At 59.9% G+C, this 16050-nt stretch carries 20 protein-coding genes and 1 pseudogene; 20 read left to right on the top strand and 1 reads right to left on the bottom strand.

What is annotated here, in order from left to right; genetic code table 11:
• Nucleotides 1-96 precede the first annotated feature (96 nt).
• Nucleotides 97-418 (bottom strand): annotated as a pseudogene (locus tag ACODTO_RS20335) (DUF6124 family protein).
• 235 nt (nt 419-653) lie between these two features.
• Here ACODTO_RS20335 and ACODTO_RS20340 point away from each other — a divergent pair.
• The 20 genes from ACODTO_RS20340 to ACODTO_RS20435 all read left to right on the top strand — a co-directional run bounded on the left by ACODTO_RS20340 (nt 654) and on the right by ACODTO_RS20435 (nt 15939).
• Nucleotides 654-1388: a LexA family transcriptional regulator gene (locus ACODTO_RS20340; protein WP_489106973.1), complete on the top strand. Its 735-nt coding sequence runs from the start codon at nt 654-656 to the stop codon at nt 1386-1388.
• Between the two features lie 466 nt (nt 1389-1854).
• Nucleotides 1855-2055 carry a Com family DNA-binding transcriptional regulator gene (locus ACODTO_RS20345; RefSeq protein WP_489106968.1) on the top strand — a complete coding sequence of 67 codons (201 nt, stop codon included), beginning with the start codon at nt 1855-1857 and terminating at the stop codon, nt 2053-2055.
• Nucleotides 2052-2693: a hypothetical protein gene (locus ACODTO_RS20350; protein WP_464710518.1), complete on the top strand. Its 642-nt coding sequence runs from the start codon at nt 2052-2054 to the stop codon at nt 2691-2693. Before ACODTO_RS20345 ends, ACODTO_RS20350 begins: the two co-directional genes overlap by 4 nt.
• Nucleotides 2694-2888: 195 nt before the next feature.
• Entirely contained in the window at nt 2889-3317 is a 429-nt protein-coding gene (locus tag ACODTO_RS20355) for a hypothetical protein (protein WP_139647396.1), read from the top strand.
• A gap of 184 nt (nt 3318-3501) precedes the next feature.
• Nucleotides 3502-3852 (top strand): phage holin family protein, encoded by a 351-nt coding sequence (locus ACODTO_RS20360; RefSeq protein WP_024779048.1) that lies wholly within the window; start codon nt 3502-3504, stop codon nt 3850-3852.
• A gap of 36 nt (nt 3853-3888) precedes the next feature.
• Nucleotides 3889-4401: a hypothetical protein gene (locus ACODTO_RS20365; protein ID WP_489106969.1), complete on the top strand. Its 513-nt coding sequence runs from the start codon at nt 3889-3891 to the stop codon at nt 4399-4401.
• A gap of 3 nt (nt 4402-4404) precedes the next feature.
• Complete coding sequence (locus tag ACODTO_RS20370; RefSeq protein WP_175385095.1) at nt 4405-5016, top strand: phage baseplate assembly protein V; 612 nt, start codon at nt 4405-4407, stop codon at nt 5014-5016.
• A 9-nt stretch (nt 5017-5025) separates the two neighbouring features.
• Nucleotides 5026-5358, top strand: coding sequence for a phage baseplate protein (locus ACODTO_RS20375; protein WP_024779051.1), 333 nt, complete (start codon nt 5026-5028; stop codon nt 5356-5358).
• Nucleotides 5355-6350 carry a baseplate J/gp47 family protein gene (locus ACODTO_RS20380; protein WP_489106970.1) on the top strand — a complete coding sequence of 332 codons (996 nt, stop codon included), beginning with the start codon at nt 5355-5357 and terminating at the stop codon, nt 6348-6350. Before ACODTO_RS20375 ends, ACODTO_RS20380 begins: the two co-directional genes overlap by 4 nt.
• The gene (locus ACODTO_RS20385) at nt 6347-6982 is read left to right on the top strand and encodes a phage tail protein I (protein ID WP_175385093.1); all 636 of its coding nucleotides are present in this window, start codon (nt 6347-6349) and stop codon (nt 6980-6982) included. The genes ACODTO_RS20380 and ACODTO_RS20385 overlap by 4 nt, the downstream gene beginning before the upstream one ends.
• Nucleotides 6983-8911 (top strand): phage tail protein, encoded by a 1929-nt coding sequence (locus ACODTO_RS20390; RefSeq protein WP_175385092.1) that lies wholly within the window; start codon nt 6983-6985, stop codon nt 8909-8911.
• A gap of 79 nt (nt 8912-8990) precedes the next feature.
• Complete coding sequence (locus ACODTO_RS20395) at nt 8991-9428, top strand: phage tail assembly chaperone (RefSeq protein ID WP_175385091.1); 438 nt, start codon at nt 8991-8993, stop codon at nt 9426-9428.
• Between the two features lie 88 nt (nt 9429-9516).
• Entirely contained in the window at nt 9517-9726 is a 210-nt protein-coding gene (locus tag ACODTO_RS20400; protein WP_489106971.1) for a hypothetical protein, read from the top strand.
• A 2-nt stretch (nt 9727-9728) separates the two neighbouring features.
• Nucleotides 9729-10895 carry a phage tail sheath protein gene (locus ACODTO_RS20405; RefSeq protein ID WP_024779058.1) on the top strand — a complete coding sequence of 389 codons (1167 nt, stop codon included), beginning with the start codon at nt 9729-9731 and terminating at the stop codon, nt 10893-10895.
• A complete protein-coding gene (locus ACODTO_RS20410) occupies nt 10895-11401 on the top strand; it encodes a phage major tail tube protein (protein ID WP_024779059.1) in 507 nt (168 codons plus the stop codon). The genes ACODTO_RS20405 and ACODTO_RS20410 overlap by 1 nt, the downstream gene beginning before the upstream one ends.
• Nucleotides 11402-11542: 141 nt before the next feature.
• Entirely contained in the window at nt 11543-12118 is a 576-nt protein-coding gene (locus tag ACODTO_RS20415) for a phage tail assembly protein (protein WP_024779060.1), read from the top strand.
• Nucleotides 12119-12246: 128 nt separating this feature from the next.
• Nucleotides 12247-14325 (top strand): phage tail tape measure protein, encoded by a 2079-nt coding sequence (locus ACODTO_RS20420; RefSeq protein WP_139647416.1) that lies wholly within the window; start codon nt 12247-12249, stop codon nt 14323-14325.
• Nucleotides 14325-14708 carry a phage tail protein gene (locus ACODTO_RS20425; protein WP_024779062.1) on the top strand — a complete coding sequence of 128 codons (384 nt, stop codon included), beginning with the start codon at nt 14325-14327 and terminating at the stop codon, nt 14706-14708. Before ACODTO_RS20420 ends, ACODTO_RS20425 begins: the two co-directional genes overlap by 1 nt.
• Nucleotides 14701-14913: a tail protein X gene (locus ACODTO_RS20430; protein WP_047701972.1), complete on the top strand. Its 213-nt coding sequence runs from the start codon at nt 14701-14703 to the stop codon at nt 14911-14913. The genes ACODTO_RS20425 and ACODTO_RS20430 overlap by 8 nt, the downstream gene beginning before the upstream one ends.
• A 9-nt stretch (nt 14914-14922) precedes the next feature.
• Nucleotides 14923-15939: a phage late control D family protein gene (locus ACODTO_RS20435; RefSeq protein ID WP_489106972.1), complete on the top strand. Its 1017-nt coding sequence runs from the start codon at nt 14923-14925 to the stop codon at nt 15937-15939.
• Nucleotides 15940-16050: the final 111 nt, after the last annotated feature.

Raw genomic sequence — 16050 nt, forward strand, 5'->3', positions numbered from 1 at the left:
CCGACATATGGCTGATGTCGGTCGGATAAGCCGCGGGGTAACCCTGTGGGAGCGAGCAGGCTCGCTCCCACATGGGGTCATGTGTCGATGAATGCCTTACCTCGGTTCAACCACATCTAACGCCCGGTTCGCCAGCAACTGGCCCAGCTCGATCATCTGTTGGACCCCTAGCGCGATATGCCGCCGCGAGCCCTCCAGGTCGAACGCCAGGTCACTGACTATGGCATTGGCCGAGGCCAGGGTTTCGCTGAGTGGCGAGCAGGCATTCGGCGTCGACGTCAGGGGCGATGATGAAAAGGGTGTCGAGCGTGTTGGTTATGTCTTTGTCGGTTTTCGGCTTGAGGTAATAGTCCAAGGCTCGAGTGGCGGCTTCGTCGAGCTCCCTGACCTTGGGAGCGGGATGCAGCTTCCTAAGAATGTGTAGGAAGCGTTTCTTCGTGGCCCGCAAGCTCTTGTGGCGAGGGGATTTATCCCCGTTTGCGCAGCAGCCCCTAGAGTCTATTCAATGGCTGCGGCATTTGGGGCCGCTTCGCGCCCCAGCGGGGATAAATCCCTTCGCCACACTGGCCTGAATAGGCTTCAAGTGTGCTGCATCCCATGTTTATGCAAATCAGCATTTGTGTTCAGCAAAAAGAACAAGCATCATGCGCATTATGCAAAAACGCAACGTTTCTACCGTATTAAGAGCATTGCTCGATCAGCACGGGATCTCCCCCACGGAGCTTCACCGGCGTACCGGCGTGCCTCAATCCACCCTCTCGCGGATCCTCAGCGGCAAGATCGTCGATCCTTCGGATAAACACATCTCGAAGATCGCCGAATACTTCGCCGTGAGCACCGACCAGTTGCGTGGGCGCGCCGAGGTTGCGTCTGCCGGCAACAGCCGCCGCGACGAGCCGCATTCCGAACTCAAGGACATAAGCCTGTGGGACGACGATACCCCTGTCGAAGAAGACGAGGTGTCGGTTCCTTTTCTGCGTGAGGTTGAATTGGCCGCTGGATCAGGAAGATTCGTCATCGAGGAAAGCGAGCGCTCCAGCCTGCGCTTTGGCAAGCGCAGCCTGCGTCATAACGGCGTGCAGTTCGACCAGGCCAAATGCGTGACGGTGCGTGGCAACAGCATGTTGCCGGTGCTGCGCGACGGGGCCACGGTTGGGGTGAACGCGGGCAAATGCGGGATCGGCGACATCGTCGACGGTGACCTCTACGCCATCAATCACAACGGCCAGTTGCGGGTGAAGCAGCTTTACCGCTTGCCCACCGGCATCCGCCTGCGCAGCTTCAACCGCGATGAGCATCCGGACGAAGACTACAGCTTCCAGGAAATGCAGGATGAGCAGATCGTCATCCTCGGCCATGTCTTCTGGTGGGGCATGTACGCCCGCTAACCCTTCCGCTGTCAGATAAAACCCGCCGATGTGCGGGTTTTTTTTCGCCCTCGAAAAGGGCGCCAACCCTCGTCCCTGCTGGGCGCGAATGCGTTGATGCATTTCTTGTGCATAAATAAATGCATTTACGCATTGACTGTATATGCATGCATGCATATTCTGTGTCCAAGCCGCTCGACAAAGTCGGCTGGCAACACAGCTCTTTAGTTCCATCAACAGGCAGCGATGAACCGGCCTTAACGGTTCAGAGGGTTGGCAACTGGCCCAGGTGTGCAGCGTAAAGCACCAGAAGCAGTTATCCGGCGGGCAGGGACCGCGGCCGGAGGAACAATTTGAATGGATCCGTACCGCGCCAGTCGCGCCGAAAGATCAAGCGCATTACTGAAAAGCCTGGGCGACCGGGCTTTTTGGAATGCCTGCGCCGTGAGGTGCTTCAAAAAGTACCGCCGCCAATGGAGGGCTTTCAATGCTGAAGGATTTCAGATGCGGTAGTTGCAAACGACTTCTGGCCCGAATGGGCGAGAACACCGAACTCCAGATCAAATGTGCCCGGTGTGGGACGTTGAATCATGTGAAGGCCGTTGAGCCTCGAGTGGATCGCCATGGAGCGACATGTACGAGTAACACAGAACCCTCCAATCCTCGACTCAATAGGTTATCACTATGAAAAAAATTACCATCGCCTCTGTATTGGGGTTGTTGCTGTTCTCGGGTGTGTCCATCAACGCCTCGGCAGAAACTGCCATGTCCTGGAACTTGGCAAAAGACGTGATTTTTGCAAAAGAGCGTGTGTCCCCAAGCTTGCCATGGGCATTTATGGAAAATACGTCAGGCGTGAATAACCCGGAGAACTATATTCTCCTGCCTTCGTTCACGGCCGATGTCTGCGGCGGAAAAACCGCAACCTGTTGGCAAGATGTGCCGTCGGGCGCGCATGTAACTGTGCATAAGGAAACGTATAACTACAGTGGGAACGGCAGTTTTACTGTGCCTGCGGGTAATGTGATTTTCCACCCAGGCATGAATAGCCAAACAGTCATCCGCTGGACCAGCCCTATCACCGGAACCGTCAATATTCTGGGACGTATCAATAGTATCCATGCTGCTTGTGGTGACGGTATAGCGTGGTCTCTTAACCAGGGCAGTACGGTTCTGCAATCCGGTAGCCTGGCCAAAGGTACGGGGGCTGTTTTTTCCCTGAACAATTTACCTGTTACTGCTGCCTCGTCCCTCTATTTTGTGCTGGATAGGAAGTCTAACTATTCGTGCGACTCAAGCACGATCGACATGCTGATCACGAATTAAAGCGGCGGCAAGCGTCTAGGCCCAACTACGGGCTCTTCCATCTACGACTCTGCCTGGGCGATATCAATACGCACCCCACCGCTAAATCATTAAACGGTTGTCGGCGTTAAATGTCGGTTGACTTTCCGTGCCGGTAAATCGGCGTATGTGCTTGGGCATTCTCCGAGTGATTATTTATCTAAAGGAAATCATTGAATGAAAAAACTCTTCCTTTTGCTGATCGCAGCAGTCCTGGCCACCCAGACTCTTCGAGCATCTGCCGAAACCTCGCCTGTCGGTTCCTGGAAGTTCGCTTCCTACCATGTCCCGGGTGGTGGCTTTTACGCAAACCAAACGATCTGCTTCAAAGCGGACAATACCTGGTACTCAAGTTCCCAGGCTGGCTGGAAGGGCGCGTGGTTTCAGAATGGGGACGACCTCCAATGGAATGGAAGCGTGCCGATGAATGGAGCAGGAAGCGCCAACAACCTCGCCACCATTGCCATGGGTAAAGTCGTCGCTACTGGCTCGATGGCGGGTAACTACGCGGAGTGGGCAGCCCCCAGTGCGCTTCCGCTGCCTTGGGACCGGCATTACACCTACACCATGACTTACCAGGGCGCGACCTGCGGGGCACCCAAGTGATGCCGACTCTGTTCAAACTTTAAATCTTCAGGCTCCTTCGAACGTGCTCCTTGTTCAGCCATGGCGTTCGTTGGGGCTTTCTGTTTCAGGCTGTTAGTAGCGACTGGTTGGTTGCACTGACCACGCCTCGTTCAGTTTCAAAAAAATCTCCCTGCCAATCTCAATCACCCCCCAGGAGGCGTGAATGACAAACGAGCAACAAGCGTTGCTGGACATGCCGATCTGGCTGGTCATCCTGCTCGCCCTGGTGGGCGGGGTGTCCGGCGAGATGTGGCGTGCCGACAAGGAAGGGGCCCGAGGCTGGTCGCTGTTGCGGCGTCTGGCCTTGCGCTCCGGCGCCTGCGTGATCTGCGGTGTCTCGGCAATCATGCTGCTGTATGCCCTCGGCATGTCGATCTGGAGTGCCTGCGCCTTGGGGTGCCTGACCGCCATGGCCGGTGCCGATGTAGCCATCGGTCTTTACGAACGTTGGGTCGCCAAGCGGATTGGCGTTTGCGAAGTGCCACCGCCGGATTCCCGTCCCGACCAACAGTGAGCCGGTGCCGCCGATCCACAGGAATGAGGCCATCCAATGCCCACTCTCATCGAAAAACCCTCGCAGTTGTTTACCGCCATTGTCGAGACGCTGCGTACCACCTTTCCCGACTTGAAGGTTGGGAGTCTCCAGGACTTTGACGACTCCGGCGATCAGCCTTGGGTATTGATCGCCATCGAACGCGACACGTCAGGCAACCGTGCCAACGATGGGCGTATCGCCCATGTCCTGACGTTTTCCATGCAAGTCGTTTCGCCTGGCACGGGGTTGACGGCCTGCGACCTGGCCTGTGCGTTGAAACGCCTGATCGTCGACAACCGCTGGGATCTGTCGGCTGAGCAATGCAGCCGACCCACGGATATCGAGGGCGTTGCCTCCGTGTTCAGCGACGGGACCAGACCCTACAGCGCCTGGACCGTTTCATTCACCCAAACCCTGTACCTCGGTCCGACGCTGCTGGAGGACCCGCTGGGCATTCCGAAATTTGCCCGGACCTGGGAAGTGTCGAACATCGACGACCCGGACCAATACACCGCACTCGAGGGCTGAACCATGTTCGATGCGCTTCTACGCCTGCACCTGGGGCCGATCATCGAGCGCCTGGCCGGGATGGAAACCGAGCTCGAGGACTTGTACCGGCGCGCAGACAATCTCTGTCGCATCGGCGTCTGCCAGGAAGTCGATGCGGCCACCAATACCTGCAAGGTCGCCCATGGAGAGCTGTTGACCCCGGCGATCCGCTTTTTCAACCCGAGTGCCGGCGCCCAGAGCGAGTCGCGGATTCCCTCCGTGGGCGAGCAATGCCTGCTGCTGAACCATGGCGGCGGCGATGGCGGCGGACAGTCGGTGGCGTTGTTCGGCCTCAACGGCGGTCAGTTTCCCCCCGTCTCGACACAGGCAACGCTGACCCGTCGCCTTTACCCGGACGGCTCAGAAAACGGCTACGACCATGCCAGTCATGTCCTGCACTGGAAAAACGGCCCGGCGACATTCACCGGTTCCCGTGAATCCCTCGAATTGACCATCGGCCCGTCGAGGCTGGCGATGACACCTGAGGCCATCGACCTGCAACTGGGTGCCGTCGGCATCCGGCTCGACGCTTCCGGTGTGCACCTGAGCGGCCCGTTGGTGGATCACCAGGGGCGTGTCATCAGTACCGCATAAGAGCTTCCCATGATCGGAATCGATAGAAACACCGGCGCTACGGTGGATGACTGGCCGCAGTTCGTGCAGCGCGCCACCCGGGCGCTGACCACCCCCTTGGGCACCCGCCAGAAACGCCCTTTGTATGGCTGCGCGCTCACGCAATTGCTGGGGCAGAACCTCGGCGATGACCTGCTGATTCTTGCCCAGAGTCACGCAGCCCAAGCCTTCTACAACCCACACAACGGCATCGGCGATTTCGAGCCGCAGGTCATCGTCGCCAGCCGTCAGGGCGCCGGATTACTGCTGCGCTTCGCCGGCACCTGGAAAAACCGCAAACAGACTTTCGAGGTGGTGACATGAGCATGTTGATACCCGGCCAGAACCAACTGGCCGAACCGGCCATCGTCACCGTTGACGCGTTTGAGGATCTGCTCGCCGAGTTCAAGACCTTCGTGGTCGAGTACGTCGGTGCACGCTCCCCCGATAGCGCGACCAGGTTGAAGGACAGCCTGGAAAACGAAAGCGAATTGCTGACCCTGGCCCTCGAGGCCTTCTGCGTGCGCCTGCAAACCCACGAACGCAAATACAACGCCCGGATCAAGCAGATGTTGGCGTGGTGGGCCACTGGCAGTAACCTCGATGCCCGCCTGGCCGACATGGGCCTCGAACGCCAGTTGCTCGACCCGGGCGATCCGGCGGCGTTCCCACCCATCGCCCCGGTCTACGAAAGCGACGATGACGCCCGGTTGCGTTATTACCTGGCGCCCCATGCCCCGGCGGCCGGTTCGCGCATGCAGTATCGGCGGGAGATTTTTACCCTTGGCGAACGCCCCGCGGTAAAGGTTGAGAGCAGTGCAGCGGGCGTCGTGACGGTGACGTACACCTTCGATCCGGACGGGCTTGCCGCCCAGGTCAAGGACGGCAACGGACGTCGGACGGCGCCGGGCGAAGTCACGGTGACGGTGCTGTCCCGTGAAGGCGACGGCACGCCCTCCCAGACACTGCTCGACGGGGTCCGCCAGCATTTCGCCCGGCCGGATGTACGACCGGAAACGGATCTGGTCATTGTCCAGGGCGCGCAAGTCAAACCCTACAAGATTCGCGTCGTGGCGAAGATCAATCCAGGTCCTGACTCGGGCTTGACCCAAGCGGCTGCGCAACGGCAATTGCAGGAATACGCCGAGGCGTGCCATCGCCTGGAAGGCCGGGTGGACCCAAGCTGGATCGACTACACATTGCACAGCGCCGGTGCGGTTCGGCTCGAGATTCTCGAACCGTTGGCGCCGATCGTGACAACGGCTTTCCAGGCGCCGTACTGCACGGGTGTCGAGGTCGAGGTGGACACGTTATGAGTGACGACGCCCCGACCCCAAGCCTGCTGCCGGTCAACAGTTCGGCGCTGGAAAGGGCCCTGGATATCGGTTTTGCCCGGCTGCTCGAACGTATCGATCCGCCGTTTCCCGAGCTGATGAACCCGACTGCTACGCCCGTGGCGTTCCTGCCGTATCTCGCGGCGGATCGCGGGGTCAACGAGTGGAGCTCCGCAGCGCCCGAGGCTGAAAAACGCCTGACGGTTGAACTCGCCTGGCCCACCGCACGGCAGGCCGGGACGCGTAAGGCCCTGGAAAATGCGGCCAAGGGGCTGCAACTGACGCCCGAGGTCCGCGCCTGGCATGAGCAAACTCCCGTCGGTCAGCCTTACAGCTTTTCCGTCAGGGCATTCACCGAACAGCCTTACAGCGAAGAAATCGACGCCCGTCTCGACCGCCGTCTGGCCGATGCCAAAAGCGAGCGTGACACCTTGACGGTGTCGGTCGGTTTGAGTGCATCCGGCCGACACGTCATCGGCGCGGCCACATTGTGCGGCGAGCTGACCACGGTTTATCCGATTGTCGTCGAAGGGCTGGAAGCCTCGGGCCAGGCCTTCATGGCGGCCGGGCTCTACGTCGTCGAAACATCCACTATTTATCCACAGGGGGCCTGAATGGCTGACTATTACACCCTGCTCACCGATGCAGGCATCGCCTACGAAACCGCCTGCAAGGCGGCGGGCACACCGATCAAGCTCTCGCAGATTTCCGTCGGTGACGGCGGCGGCTCGGTCTACAACCCGGCCGCAACCGCCATGGCGCTCAAGCGCGAAGTCTGGCGCGGGCCACTCAATGCACTGTTCCAGGACGAGAAGAACCCGAGCTGGTTGCTGGCTGAAGTGACCATTCCGCCTGAAGTAGGCGGCTGGTATGTGCGTGAGGCCGGAATCTGGACCGACACCGGGGTTCTGTATGCGATTGTCAAATATCCGGAGTCGTTCAAGCCGGTGTTGGCGACGTCTGGTTCGGGGAAAGAGTTTTATATCCGATCGATTTTTGAAACCAGTAATGCGGCGTTGGTGACGTTGCTGATTGACGATACGGTGGTCAAGGCGACGCGGGTATGGGTGCAAAACTACGTTGCCGATGAGCTTGCCAAGCTCGACAGGAAACAGTCTGTGCGGGTGGCGACGACCTCCGACATTGTCTTGAATGGCGCGCAGGCGATCGATGGTGTTGCCGTGGTCGCCGGTGATCGGGTATTGGTCAAATCGCAGGCGTTGGCGAAGGACAATGGTATCTATCTCGCCGCCAATGGTACGTGGGCACGGGCTAAGGATGCGGACGCCAGTGTTGAGGTGACCTCGGGGTTGATGGTCTCGGTGGAAGAGGGGGCGACGCTTGCCAATACGATCTGGCAGTTGATTACCGATGGTGTGATCGTGTTGGGTACTACGGGGTTGACGTTTCAGAACATCACCCAAGGGTTTGCGCCCCTCAACTCACCGGTGCTGGTTAATCCGACAGCAAATACGCCGCCGCTATTCGACACTACAAGGTCGGTTGCGACGACTGAATACGTCATGCGCGCCAGCGGAAATTATCGCGGTTTTACCAATGCAACCGGGCCGGCCACGTTGACGGCAGCGGCAGTCGGCACGGTAGTCACGACCATTGGGACGTTCACACTCACCTTGCCACCGGTGAACACCTTGCCGGCCGGTGGCACGATCAATTTCCGGAACATTGGTAGCGGTATCGTCTCTGTCGTTTGTGCCGGTTCTGACAACATCAACTCGGGTGTCGGACAGATTACGAGCATTGAGCTGCAGGTGGGGGCAACCCTGGAACTGACGGGGAACGGTGCGAGCGCCTGGTGGGCGAGCGGGTCGGCGCAGTTGCAATACTCCAAAGTATTTGGTGCTACTGCGGTGCAATTTGACAGCAGCAAACTACTGGCAACTGCCGAATTCGTGCAGCGTGAAAAGGGCGGGTTCGCCAATAGTGTGGCAATTGCCGGAGGCGTTGTTGCGCTGACGGGCGCTCATGTTGGTACACGTATCGAAATGTCAGCCGCTGGCACGCTGACGTTGCCCAAAGCCAGCACATTGCCTAAAGGCGCCTCGATCCTGATTACCACATCTAGCGGAGCAGCGGCCAATCTAGTGGTGCAGTCCGGGGATTCGCTCGCGATCAACAACGTCACAGTATCGATGCCATACGCGATGTCGGGTGGTTCGGACATTTTGCTAGTGTCGGACGGGACTATTTGGCGGGCCCACGCCAGCCTTGAGTGTCTGCGCACGTCTTCGCTGTTTGCTGCTTCACTGGGGGGGAGTGGCTACCAGAAGCTACCAAGCGGTCTGATTATTCAGTGGGGCGTTGCTGGGACTACGAATGGGTTTGGTACGTGGGTTTATCCGATAGCATTCCCTAACGCAGCTTTTCGTGTGTTCGCAAGTAATGACGCGACAGCCTCTGGCACAAGCATGTACGCATGTGGCGCCCATCCTACTTCCGGAAGTCCCACTGTTTCAGCCACCATAGCTAGTCAATTGGCGACGGGTGGTGATGCCATATTTCTATTTGCCATCGGCTATTGAGGGTGGAAGAAATGCTTACTCAATTGACGACTGACTCACTGGTCCTGAGTACCGGTGCTGTTGACTGCGAGGTAAGAAAATGACTCTTTATTCAAGCAAGACAACCGGTGGTTTTTACGATGATTCCATCCACTCTGCTGAGCAGATCCCTCTAGACTCGATTGAAATTACCCCAAAGCTGCATGCAGAGCTCCATGAAGGGCAGTCGATGGGAAAGCGAATCTCAAGTAACGAGGATGGTTATCCAATATTGGTCGACCCGCCTGCGCTGTCATCTGAGGTACTGGCGGCAAATGAGCGTGTATGGCGTGACGAACAACTTGTTATGACCGATGGCATGGTTGCTCGGCACCGTGACGAGTTGGAAGAGATGCTGAAGACCACACTTTCTGTCGAACAGTACTCGGAGCTTCAGGCCTATCGTCAGGTATTGCGTAACTGGCCAGAGACGAGCGAATTCCCACTCGTTGATCACCGTCCGATAGCCCCGTCCTGGCTGCCTAAACGCATCCAATAAACGCCCCGCACCGACGGGGCGTTTTCTTATCCGTCAAACCCTGAAAGCCCCTCCCCGAAGGGGCTTTTTCGTATCTGGAGAAACCCGAATGGCACTACGCCAAACCTACACCGTACTCGTCCCATTCCCCACCGGAGGCGGCCACTGGTCGACCGTCGGCCAGGAACTCGACCTGCTCGACGTCGAGGCCAGCGCCCTGCGTAGCGCCGGTCGTCTGGCGCTGAAAAACACCGAGGTTGCCGATGCGGCCTCTACATCCCAACCGGCCAAAAAGGCCACTACCAAAAAGGCTGAATAACCATGGCTGAGGTTTTGAACTTCGAGCACAACGGCATTACCGTGAATGCCACCGAATCTCCCGAGGCCATGGGTGGCCTGGGGGACAACGTCATCGGGCTGGTCGGCACCGCGCCGAAGGCCGATCCGCTGATTCCGCGTAACGCACCGTTCCGCATCAACAGCTTCACCACCCAGGCGTTGCTCGATCCGACCGGCACCGAAGCCGGTACGCTGTATCACGCGGTGTTCCAGATCCTCAAAGTGGTCAAGGTGCCGGTCTACGTGGTGATCGTCGAAGAGGGCGCCACCCCCGCCGATACGCAGAACAACGTCATCGGCGGCATCGAAGCGCAGACCGGTCGCAAGCTGGGCCTGGCGGCCTTGAGTGGCGTGGCCGAGGACTTGACCATCATTGGCGCGCCGGGCTTCACCGGCACCAAGGCGGTGGCCAGCGAGTTCGCCTCGTTCGGCAAGCGCATCAAGGCTCGCGTGGTACTCGACGGCAAGGATGCCGCGGTCGCTGATCAAGTGACCTACAGCCAGGAGCTGGGCGGCGCCGACCTCGGTTTCGACCGTTGCCTGGTGGTGCACAACATGCCGGCGGTCTACTCCAAGGCCGCGAAGAAAAACGTCTTCCTGGCCCCGTCGAGCCTGGCCATCGCCGCGCTCGCCAAGGTCAAGCAATGGGAGAGCCCGGGCAACCAGGTGACCTATGCCGAGGACGTTTCGCGCACCGTGGAATACAACATCCTCGACACCTCCACCGAAGGCGACCTGCTCAACCGCTACGGCATCAGCTACTACGCCCGGACCATCCTCGGCGGCTTCTCGCTGCTGGGCAACCGCTCCATCACTGGCAAGTTCATCAGCTACGTCGGCCTGGAAGATGCCATCAGCCGCAAGCTGGTCAAGGCTGGCCAGAAAGCCATGGCGAAGAACCTGACCAAGTCCTTCATGGACCAGGAGGTCAAGCGCATCAACGACTGGCTGCAAACCCTGGTGGCCGACGAAACCATCCCGGGCGGCAGCGTGTACCTGCATCCGGAACTCAACAGTGTCGAGAAGTACAAGAACGGCACCTGGTACGTGGTGATCGACTACGGCCGCTACGCGCCGAACGAACACATGATTTATCAACTCAACGCCCGCGATGAAATCATCGAGCAGTTCCTGGAGGACGTTCTCTAATGTTTACCAACCGCGTAAGACAGGCCATCGCGGCCACCCTGCAAGGCCTGCCATTGTCGGCGACTGTGGAAGAATTCACCCCGCCGAAGATCGAGTTCGACATGGAAGAGATGCGCGGCGGGCGCTTCATCACCGAGGAAATGGCCAAGGGCGGCAAGGCCCTCAACGCCAAGCTCAGTCTGCAAGGTGTCGGCCCGGAAATCATGCTGGCGCTGGGCGTCAGCGTCGGTGACGACATCCTGCTGAACGTGCGTGAAGCCGGCCAGGATCAGGATGGCAACACCTGGTTCACCTACCACACCGTCGGCGGCAAGCTGAAATCCCTGGAAGAGACCGCGCTGAAGATGGGTGAGAAGCCCAAGACCAATCTCGAGCTGTCGTGCCGCACCTACAACCGCCTGGAAAACGGCGTACCGGTGATCGACATCGACGTGCGCACCCAGAAGTTCGTGCTCAACGGCGTCGACATTCTCGGCGATGCGCGCCGTGCGGTGCTGTTGCCTTGACCCTCAGTTGAACACAGTCCCTGTGGGAGCGAGCCTGCTCGCGATGGCGGCGGTACAGCCAGCATTGTCGCCAACTGAACCACCGCTATCGCGAGCAGGCTCGCTCCCACAAGGGGCTCACATTCACCAAGGAATTGATTCATGTCCTGGACGCCTCCCCAACACATTCTGCTGTCACCCATCACCGGTGACGACGGATCGCAGATCGACCAGTTGCAACTCAAACCCCTGTTCTACGCTGCGCAGAAAGACGCCCTGGCCCGTGCCGGCGACGATGAGGACGACCAGTTCTTCGAGCTGGCCAAGTTGGCCACCGGCCTGTCGGTCAAGGAACTGGATCAGCTCAAGCGCCCGGACTACGTGAGTATCGCGCAGTACGTGCATGAGATGTCCACGCGCCCGGCGTCCTATTTTCTGGATAGCACTGACGGCGCGGCGGAGGATCCCGATCAGGTCCAATTGCTGCAGCCGCTCGCCGCAGCAGGCCGCAGTCTGACCTCGCTGACTCTGGAGATGCCGGTACTGCGGGCGACCAAGGCGATGAAAAAACTGAAGACGGCCAAGGAACGCGCCGAATTCATCACCGCCCACTGCACCGGCCTGATGCTGCCCGACCTGGACCTGCTGACCGTGCCCGACTGGACACAACTGCAGGTGCGCATCGACGATTTTTTAAACAAACCGGCGGACTTCTTTCGGAGCGCGACATCGAAGTGATCCTCGATGTCGTGCCGCTCATTTACCCGGTAAGTGAAGCGGAGATTCTCGAATGGGACGCCGGCAAGGCATTGCGCCGTTACGACATCGCGATCACTCGCCTTGGCGTGAAACAGGAGTAGAGCGGGATGGCAGACAGTAAATATTCGCTGTCCTTTGCGGCGAGCACCGATATGCCGACACTCGGCGGTGTGTCTGAAGCGTCGGGGCTGAATCTGGCATTGAGCACGGCCAGTCTCGACATCCGGCTGCTGGTGTCGGAGCAAATGAAACTGCGGGGGACGCTGGCATCGCTGAACACCACGCTCTTGGCGCAACAGTCATTGCTCAAGGCGAATGCAGTGGTGCCAGCGACGAGTGCGGTGCCTAAGTCGAAGCTCAGGGCAGAGGTCGATCAACTGGCGCCTCCTGGTGTCCTCAAGCCTGCAATGGCGATGCAGACGGCCATGGTCGACCTGAACCAGAAGCTGCAGCTGTCACCGGAACAACTGCAGGTGATGTCCAACGAAAACCAGAAGATCGCCGCTGAAAAGCAAGCCGCATCCAGCGGGGCGACCGCTGTGCAACTGGCGCAGATCCAGCTGGCGGCGATCAACGCGGGGCTGCTCAAAGACGTCAAACCCGAAGACCGCCAGCAAGTGCTGACGGATTTCGCCCGCGACAGTTTGGTGATGGCGTCGGCCTACAGGATTGAGGTGCTGAACGCCGGCGCGCTCATGGCTGGCTTGCGCACTGGCTTGAACCTGGATCGAGGGAAAAGTCTCGAATTGGCTAACGCGGCCAACCGCCTTGGCGCCAGCGCCAGTTTGAAAGCCTCGGCGGCGGACATCGGTTCGGTTGCCCAGCGCGGTGGCGAGACCGCCATCGCGGCGGGCATGACACCTGAGCAGGTCGCCGCCATTGCGGCCGCGCTGTTGAACGCCTCTGTCGGCAAGGACGAAGCGGGCGCCTCGCTGAAGACCCTGGGCGCCGCGTTAGGCAAGGGCGACAAGGTCACGCCGGAGCAGCGAACGGCCTGGACTCAACTGGACATCGAGCCGGGGGCGCTGGCCAGCAGGCTGCGCACGGATGCATCGGGCGCGATCAAGGACCTGCTGGCGACGCTGCAGAGCAAACCTGCCGAGCAGCAGAGCTTATTGCTCAAGACGCTGTTCGACGGCGACGAGGGCATCGGCAAGTTGCTGAAGTCGCCCCAGGACCTGAAGACCGCGCTCACCGTGGCATCCGATAAGGGCGATGGAGACAAGGGATCGATGGCCCAAACCGCCGACGCGCTGGGAAACACCTCGCAAGCGCGCTGGAATGCACTGGATGCCAGCGTGACCCGTCTCGATACAGCGATTGGCAGCGCCATCACGCCCATTACCGATCTGGCGATGCTTGGCGTGGACGCGCTGGCGACGGGGTTGAGCGCTGCGGCCGAGTCGCTGCCGAAAGTCACCGCGGCGTTGGCCTTGTTTGGCGCGGCGCTCGCGTCACCGTTTCGCAGCGCCATTCTGGACAAAGTGACGTCGGGCGTTGCCTCCACCCGTGAGGCACTGCTGAAACCGGACGCAGCCATCCAGCCACCGGCAAGCGATGCGCCTGGAACTCAAGCCAAGGACGGCGGGCAGAAGCAACCGGACGCAGGAAAAGCCCGAACTTCCCGCCCTGATATGCGCAGCCGACTGGCAATCTCCGCAGCTCGAGCGAGAACCTTCACCGGCAGGCTGGGCGCGCCCCTGGCGCTGGCCAGTGCCGGCTACGACGGTATCAAAGCTCTTGAGGCCGGTGATTACAAGGCCGCTTCAGGGGCGGCTGGAGCCGGCCTTGGTGGGCTGGCAGGCGGTTATGCCGGTGCCGCCGCCGGCGCGATGCTCGGCAGTTTCGTTCCGGTGATCGGCACCGCGATCGGTGCATTGGTCGGCGGTGCGCTGGGTTCCTATTTCGGTAGCGAGGGCGGTGAATCCCTGGGCGAGGCTATCTACACCGGGGGTGATCGCCTCAAGTCGCCGGAACAGGTCAGCAAAGACCTCACCAGCAGCCAGACCAGCACTCAACAAAACACCATGACCGCCAACATCTACATCAACGGTCAAGACCAGGCCAGCGCCAGTCAGTTGGCCAATCTGGTGGTGCAGCAGATCACCGGCCAGTTCGGCCTGACAACCATGCCCAACTCACTGGCCATGCGCAGTGACGCGGCCCTGACCGACGGAGGTACGTGATGCGTCAGCAAATGGCACTCGGCAGTTTCATTTTCGGGCTGTCGAGAAACTTCGCGTACCACTCGCTGGTACGCACCTCGGATGGTGGCTGGAAGAGCATCGATATCCTCACCAGCAAACCCAAGTCCAGCCAGGTCGGTCAAGGCCTGCAAGGGCTGACGATCACGGGCAAGTCGATGTACGCGACCGCCATGGATCGGCTCGATGAGCTGCGTGCATTGCAGGCCTTGCGCGTGCCTGTGCCATTGGTGGATGGCATCGGGCGCAACTGGGGTCTGTGGCAGATCAACAAGGTGTCGGAAACCCAGACCGAGGTCATCGATGACGGCACGGCGATGGTGGTCGGCTGGGTGATTGAATTGACGGAGTTCGCCAATGCGTAGGGTTCGAAGTATCGCCGGTGATTCGGTGAATCTGTTGCTGTACCGCGAGCTTGAGTGTTGTGACGATGCCACCGAGCAAGCGCTCTGGCTGCTCAATCCCGGGCTGGCCGAATGGGGCCCGGTGCTGCCGGCGGGGGTGTGGGTTGCCTTGCCGGAGGTGGATCTGAAACCCGTTGCACCCGCACCGGTATCGGCTTGGGATTAAGGAGGCAACATGTCACTGGGTTTCACGCCAACAGTAGAAATCTATGGTGCGAATGCGGCACTGCTCAATGAGCGATTGCTCAGTTGGACCCACGTCGACGCAGCGGGGATCGAGTCCGATCAGTTGACCCTCGTCATCAGCCTGGAAGGGCTTGAGGGGTTACCCAGCCTCGGCGGAAAAATCGGTCTGCGGGTGGGTTACCTGGAGTCCGGACTGGTGGACAAGGGGGAGTTTGTCATTACCCGGCGCACGCCGACGCTGTTTCCCCTGCGCTTGACGTTGGTGGCCATGGCCGCGCCGTTCAGTGCGGCGGACCAGACCGGGTTCAAGCAGCGCCGGTCCGTCAGCCATGGCCCGACGACCTTGGGCGCGCTGTTTCGTGAACTGACAACCCGGCATGGTTTTTCGCCGCGTGTGGCGCCGGAGCTGTCGCTGATAAAAATCGAGCACATCGACCAGTCCAACGAAACCGATATGGGCTTCCTGACGCGCTTGGCCCATCGGCATGACGCCGTCGCCAAACCGATCAACGAATGGTATGTGCTGGCTCGGCGTGGTCAGGCGAAGTCGCTGTCGGGCAAGGTTTTGCCGGAGATCAAGCTGTCGGTGACGATGAACAATCGTCCAGGCGATCAGGCCTTTATCTCCGCTGTCCTCGATGAAACCGCCCGGGCGAAATACCAGGGCTGCAAGACCCGTTGGTGGGACGCGGCAGCTGGCAAAGTGCAGGTGGAGGAAAGTGGCATCGCGCCGTTCAAGATTCTTCGACAGCATTTCCAGAGCGCAGAAGACGCCCGCGCCGCCGGTGAAGGCGAAGTGCGCAGGCTGATGCGCGAAGCCCTCAAGGTCGCCATCGAATGCCCGGGCAACCCGGGGTTGTCCGCCGAAGGCATCGTTCTGCTGGACCCGACCTGGCCGGATTTCATGCGCGGCCGCTGGTCGATCGACAAGGTCACCGCCACCGGTGATCGGGAAAAGAGCTATCGCTGCAAGATCGATGCAACCTGCCTCGACGCCAAGGCCTGATTCTCACCCAGGATCGCCCTCAATCACGACATCCGGGAATGACGCGGGGCCTGTGGGAGCGAGCCTGCTCGCGATGAGGTCGGCACATCCGACATCTATTTCAACTGACCC

The sequence above is a fragment of the Pseudomonas sp. FG13 genome (assembly GCF_057809755.1).

Bases quoted from the DNA above. Each gene is read 5' to 3' on its own strand.
- ACODTO_RS20415 (WP_024779060.1), top strand. From the start codon at position 11,543: ATGTCCTGGACGCCTCCCCAACACATTCTGCTGTCACCCATCACCGGT.
- ACODTO_RS20420 (WP_139647416.1), top strand. From the start codon at position 12,247: ATGGCAGACAGTAAATATTCGCTGTCCTTTGCGGCGAGCACCGATATG.
- ACODTO_RS20345 (WP_489106968.1), top strand. From the start codon at position 1,855: ATGCTGAAGGATTTCAGATGCGGTAGTTGCAAACGACTTCTGGCCCGA.
- ACODTO_RS20405 (WP_024779058.1), top strand. From the start codon at position 9,729: ATGGCTGAGGTTTTGAACTTCGAGCACAACGGCATTACCGTGAATGCC.
- ACODTO_RS20375 (WP_024779051.1), top strand. From the start codon at position 5,026: ATGATCGGAATCGATAGAAACACCGGCGCTACGGTGGATGACTGGCCG.
- ACODTO_RS20425 (WP_024779062.1), top strand. From the start codon at position 14,325: ATGCGTCAGCAAATGGCACTCGGCAGTTTCATTTTCGGGCTGTCGAGA.
- ACODTO_RS20410 (WP_024779059.1), top strand. From the start codon at position 10,895: ATGTTTACCAACCGCGTAAGACAGGCCATCGCGGCCACCCTGCAAGGC.
- ACODTO_RS20400 (WP_489106971.1), top strand. From the start codon at position 9,517: ATGGCACTACGCCAAACCTACACCGTACTCGTCCCATTCCCCACCGGA.
- ACODTO_RS20435 (WP_489106972.1), top strand. From the start codon at position 14,923: ATGTCACTGGGTTTCACGCCAACAGTAGAAATCTATGGTGCGAATGCG.
- ACODTO_RS20355 (WP_139647396.1), top strand. From the start codon at position 2,889: ATGAAAAAACTCTTCCTTTTGCTGATCGCAGCAGTCCTGGCCACCCAG.
- ACODTO_RS20430 (WP_047701972.1), top strand. From the start codon at position 14,701: ATGCGTAGGGTTCGAAGTATCGCCGGTGATTCGGTGAATCTGTTGCTG.
- ACODTO_RS20390 (WP_175385092.1), top strand. From the start codon at position 6,983: ATGGCTGACTATTACACCCTGCTCACCGATGCAGGCATCGCCTACGAA.
- ACODTO_RS20395 (WP_175385091.1), top strand. From the start codon at position 8,991: ATGACTCTTTATTCAAGCAAGACAACCGGTGGTTTTTACGATGATTCC.
- ACODTO_RS20360 (WP_024779048.1), top strand. From the start codon at position 3,502: ATGACAAACGAGCAACAAGCGTTGCTGGACATGCCGATCTGGCTGGTC.
- ACODTO_RS20385 (WP_175385093.1), top strand. From the start codon at position 6,347: ATGAGTGACGACGCCCCGACCCCAAGCCTGCTGCCGGTCAACAGTTCG.
- ACODTO_RS20365 (WP_489106969.1), top strand. From the start codon at position 3,889: ATGCCCACTCTCATCGAAAAACCCTCGCAGTTGTTTACCGCCATTGTC.
- ACODTO_RS20350 (WP_464710518.1), top strand. From the start codon at position 2,052: ATGAAAAAAATTACCATCGCCTCTGTATTGGGGTTGTTGCTGTTCTCG.
- ACODTO_RS20380 (WP_489106970.1), top strand. From the start codon at position 5,355: ATGAGCATGTTGATACCCGGCCAGAACCAACTGGCCGAACCGGCCATC.
- ACODTO_RS20370 (WP_175385095.1), top strand. From the start codon at position 4,405: ATGTTCGATGCGCTTCTACGCCTGCACCTGGGGCCGATCATCGAGCGC.
- ACODTO_RS20340 (WP_489106973.1), top strand. From the start codon at position 654: ATGCAAAAACGCAACGTTTCTACCGTATTAAGAGCATTGCTCGATCAG.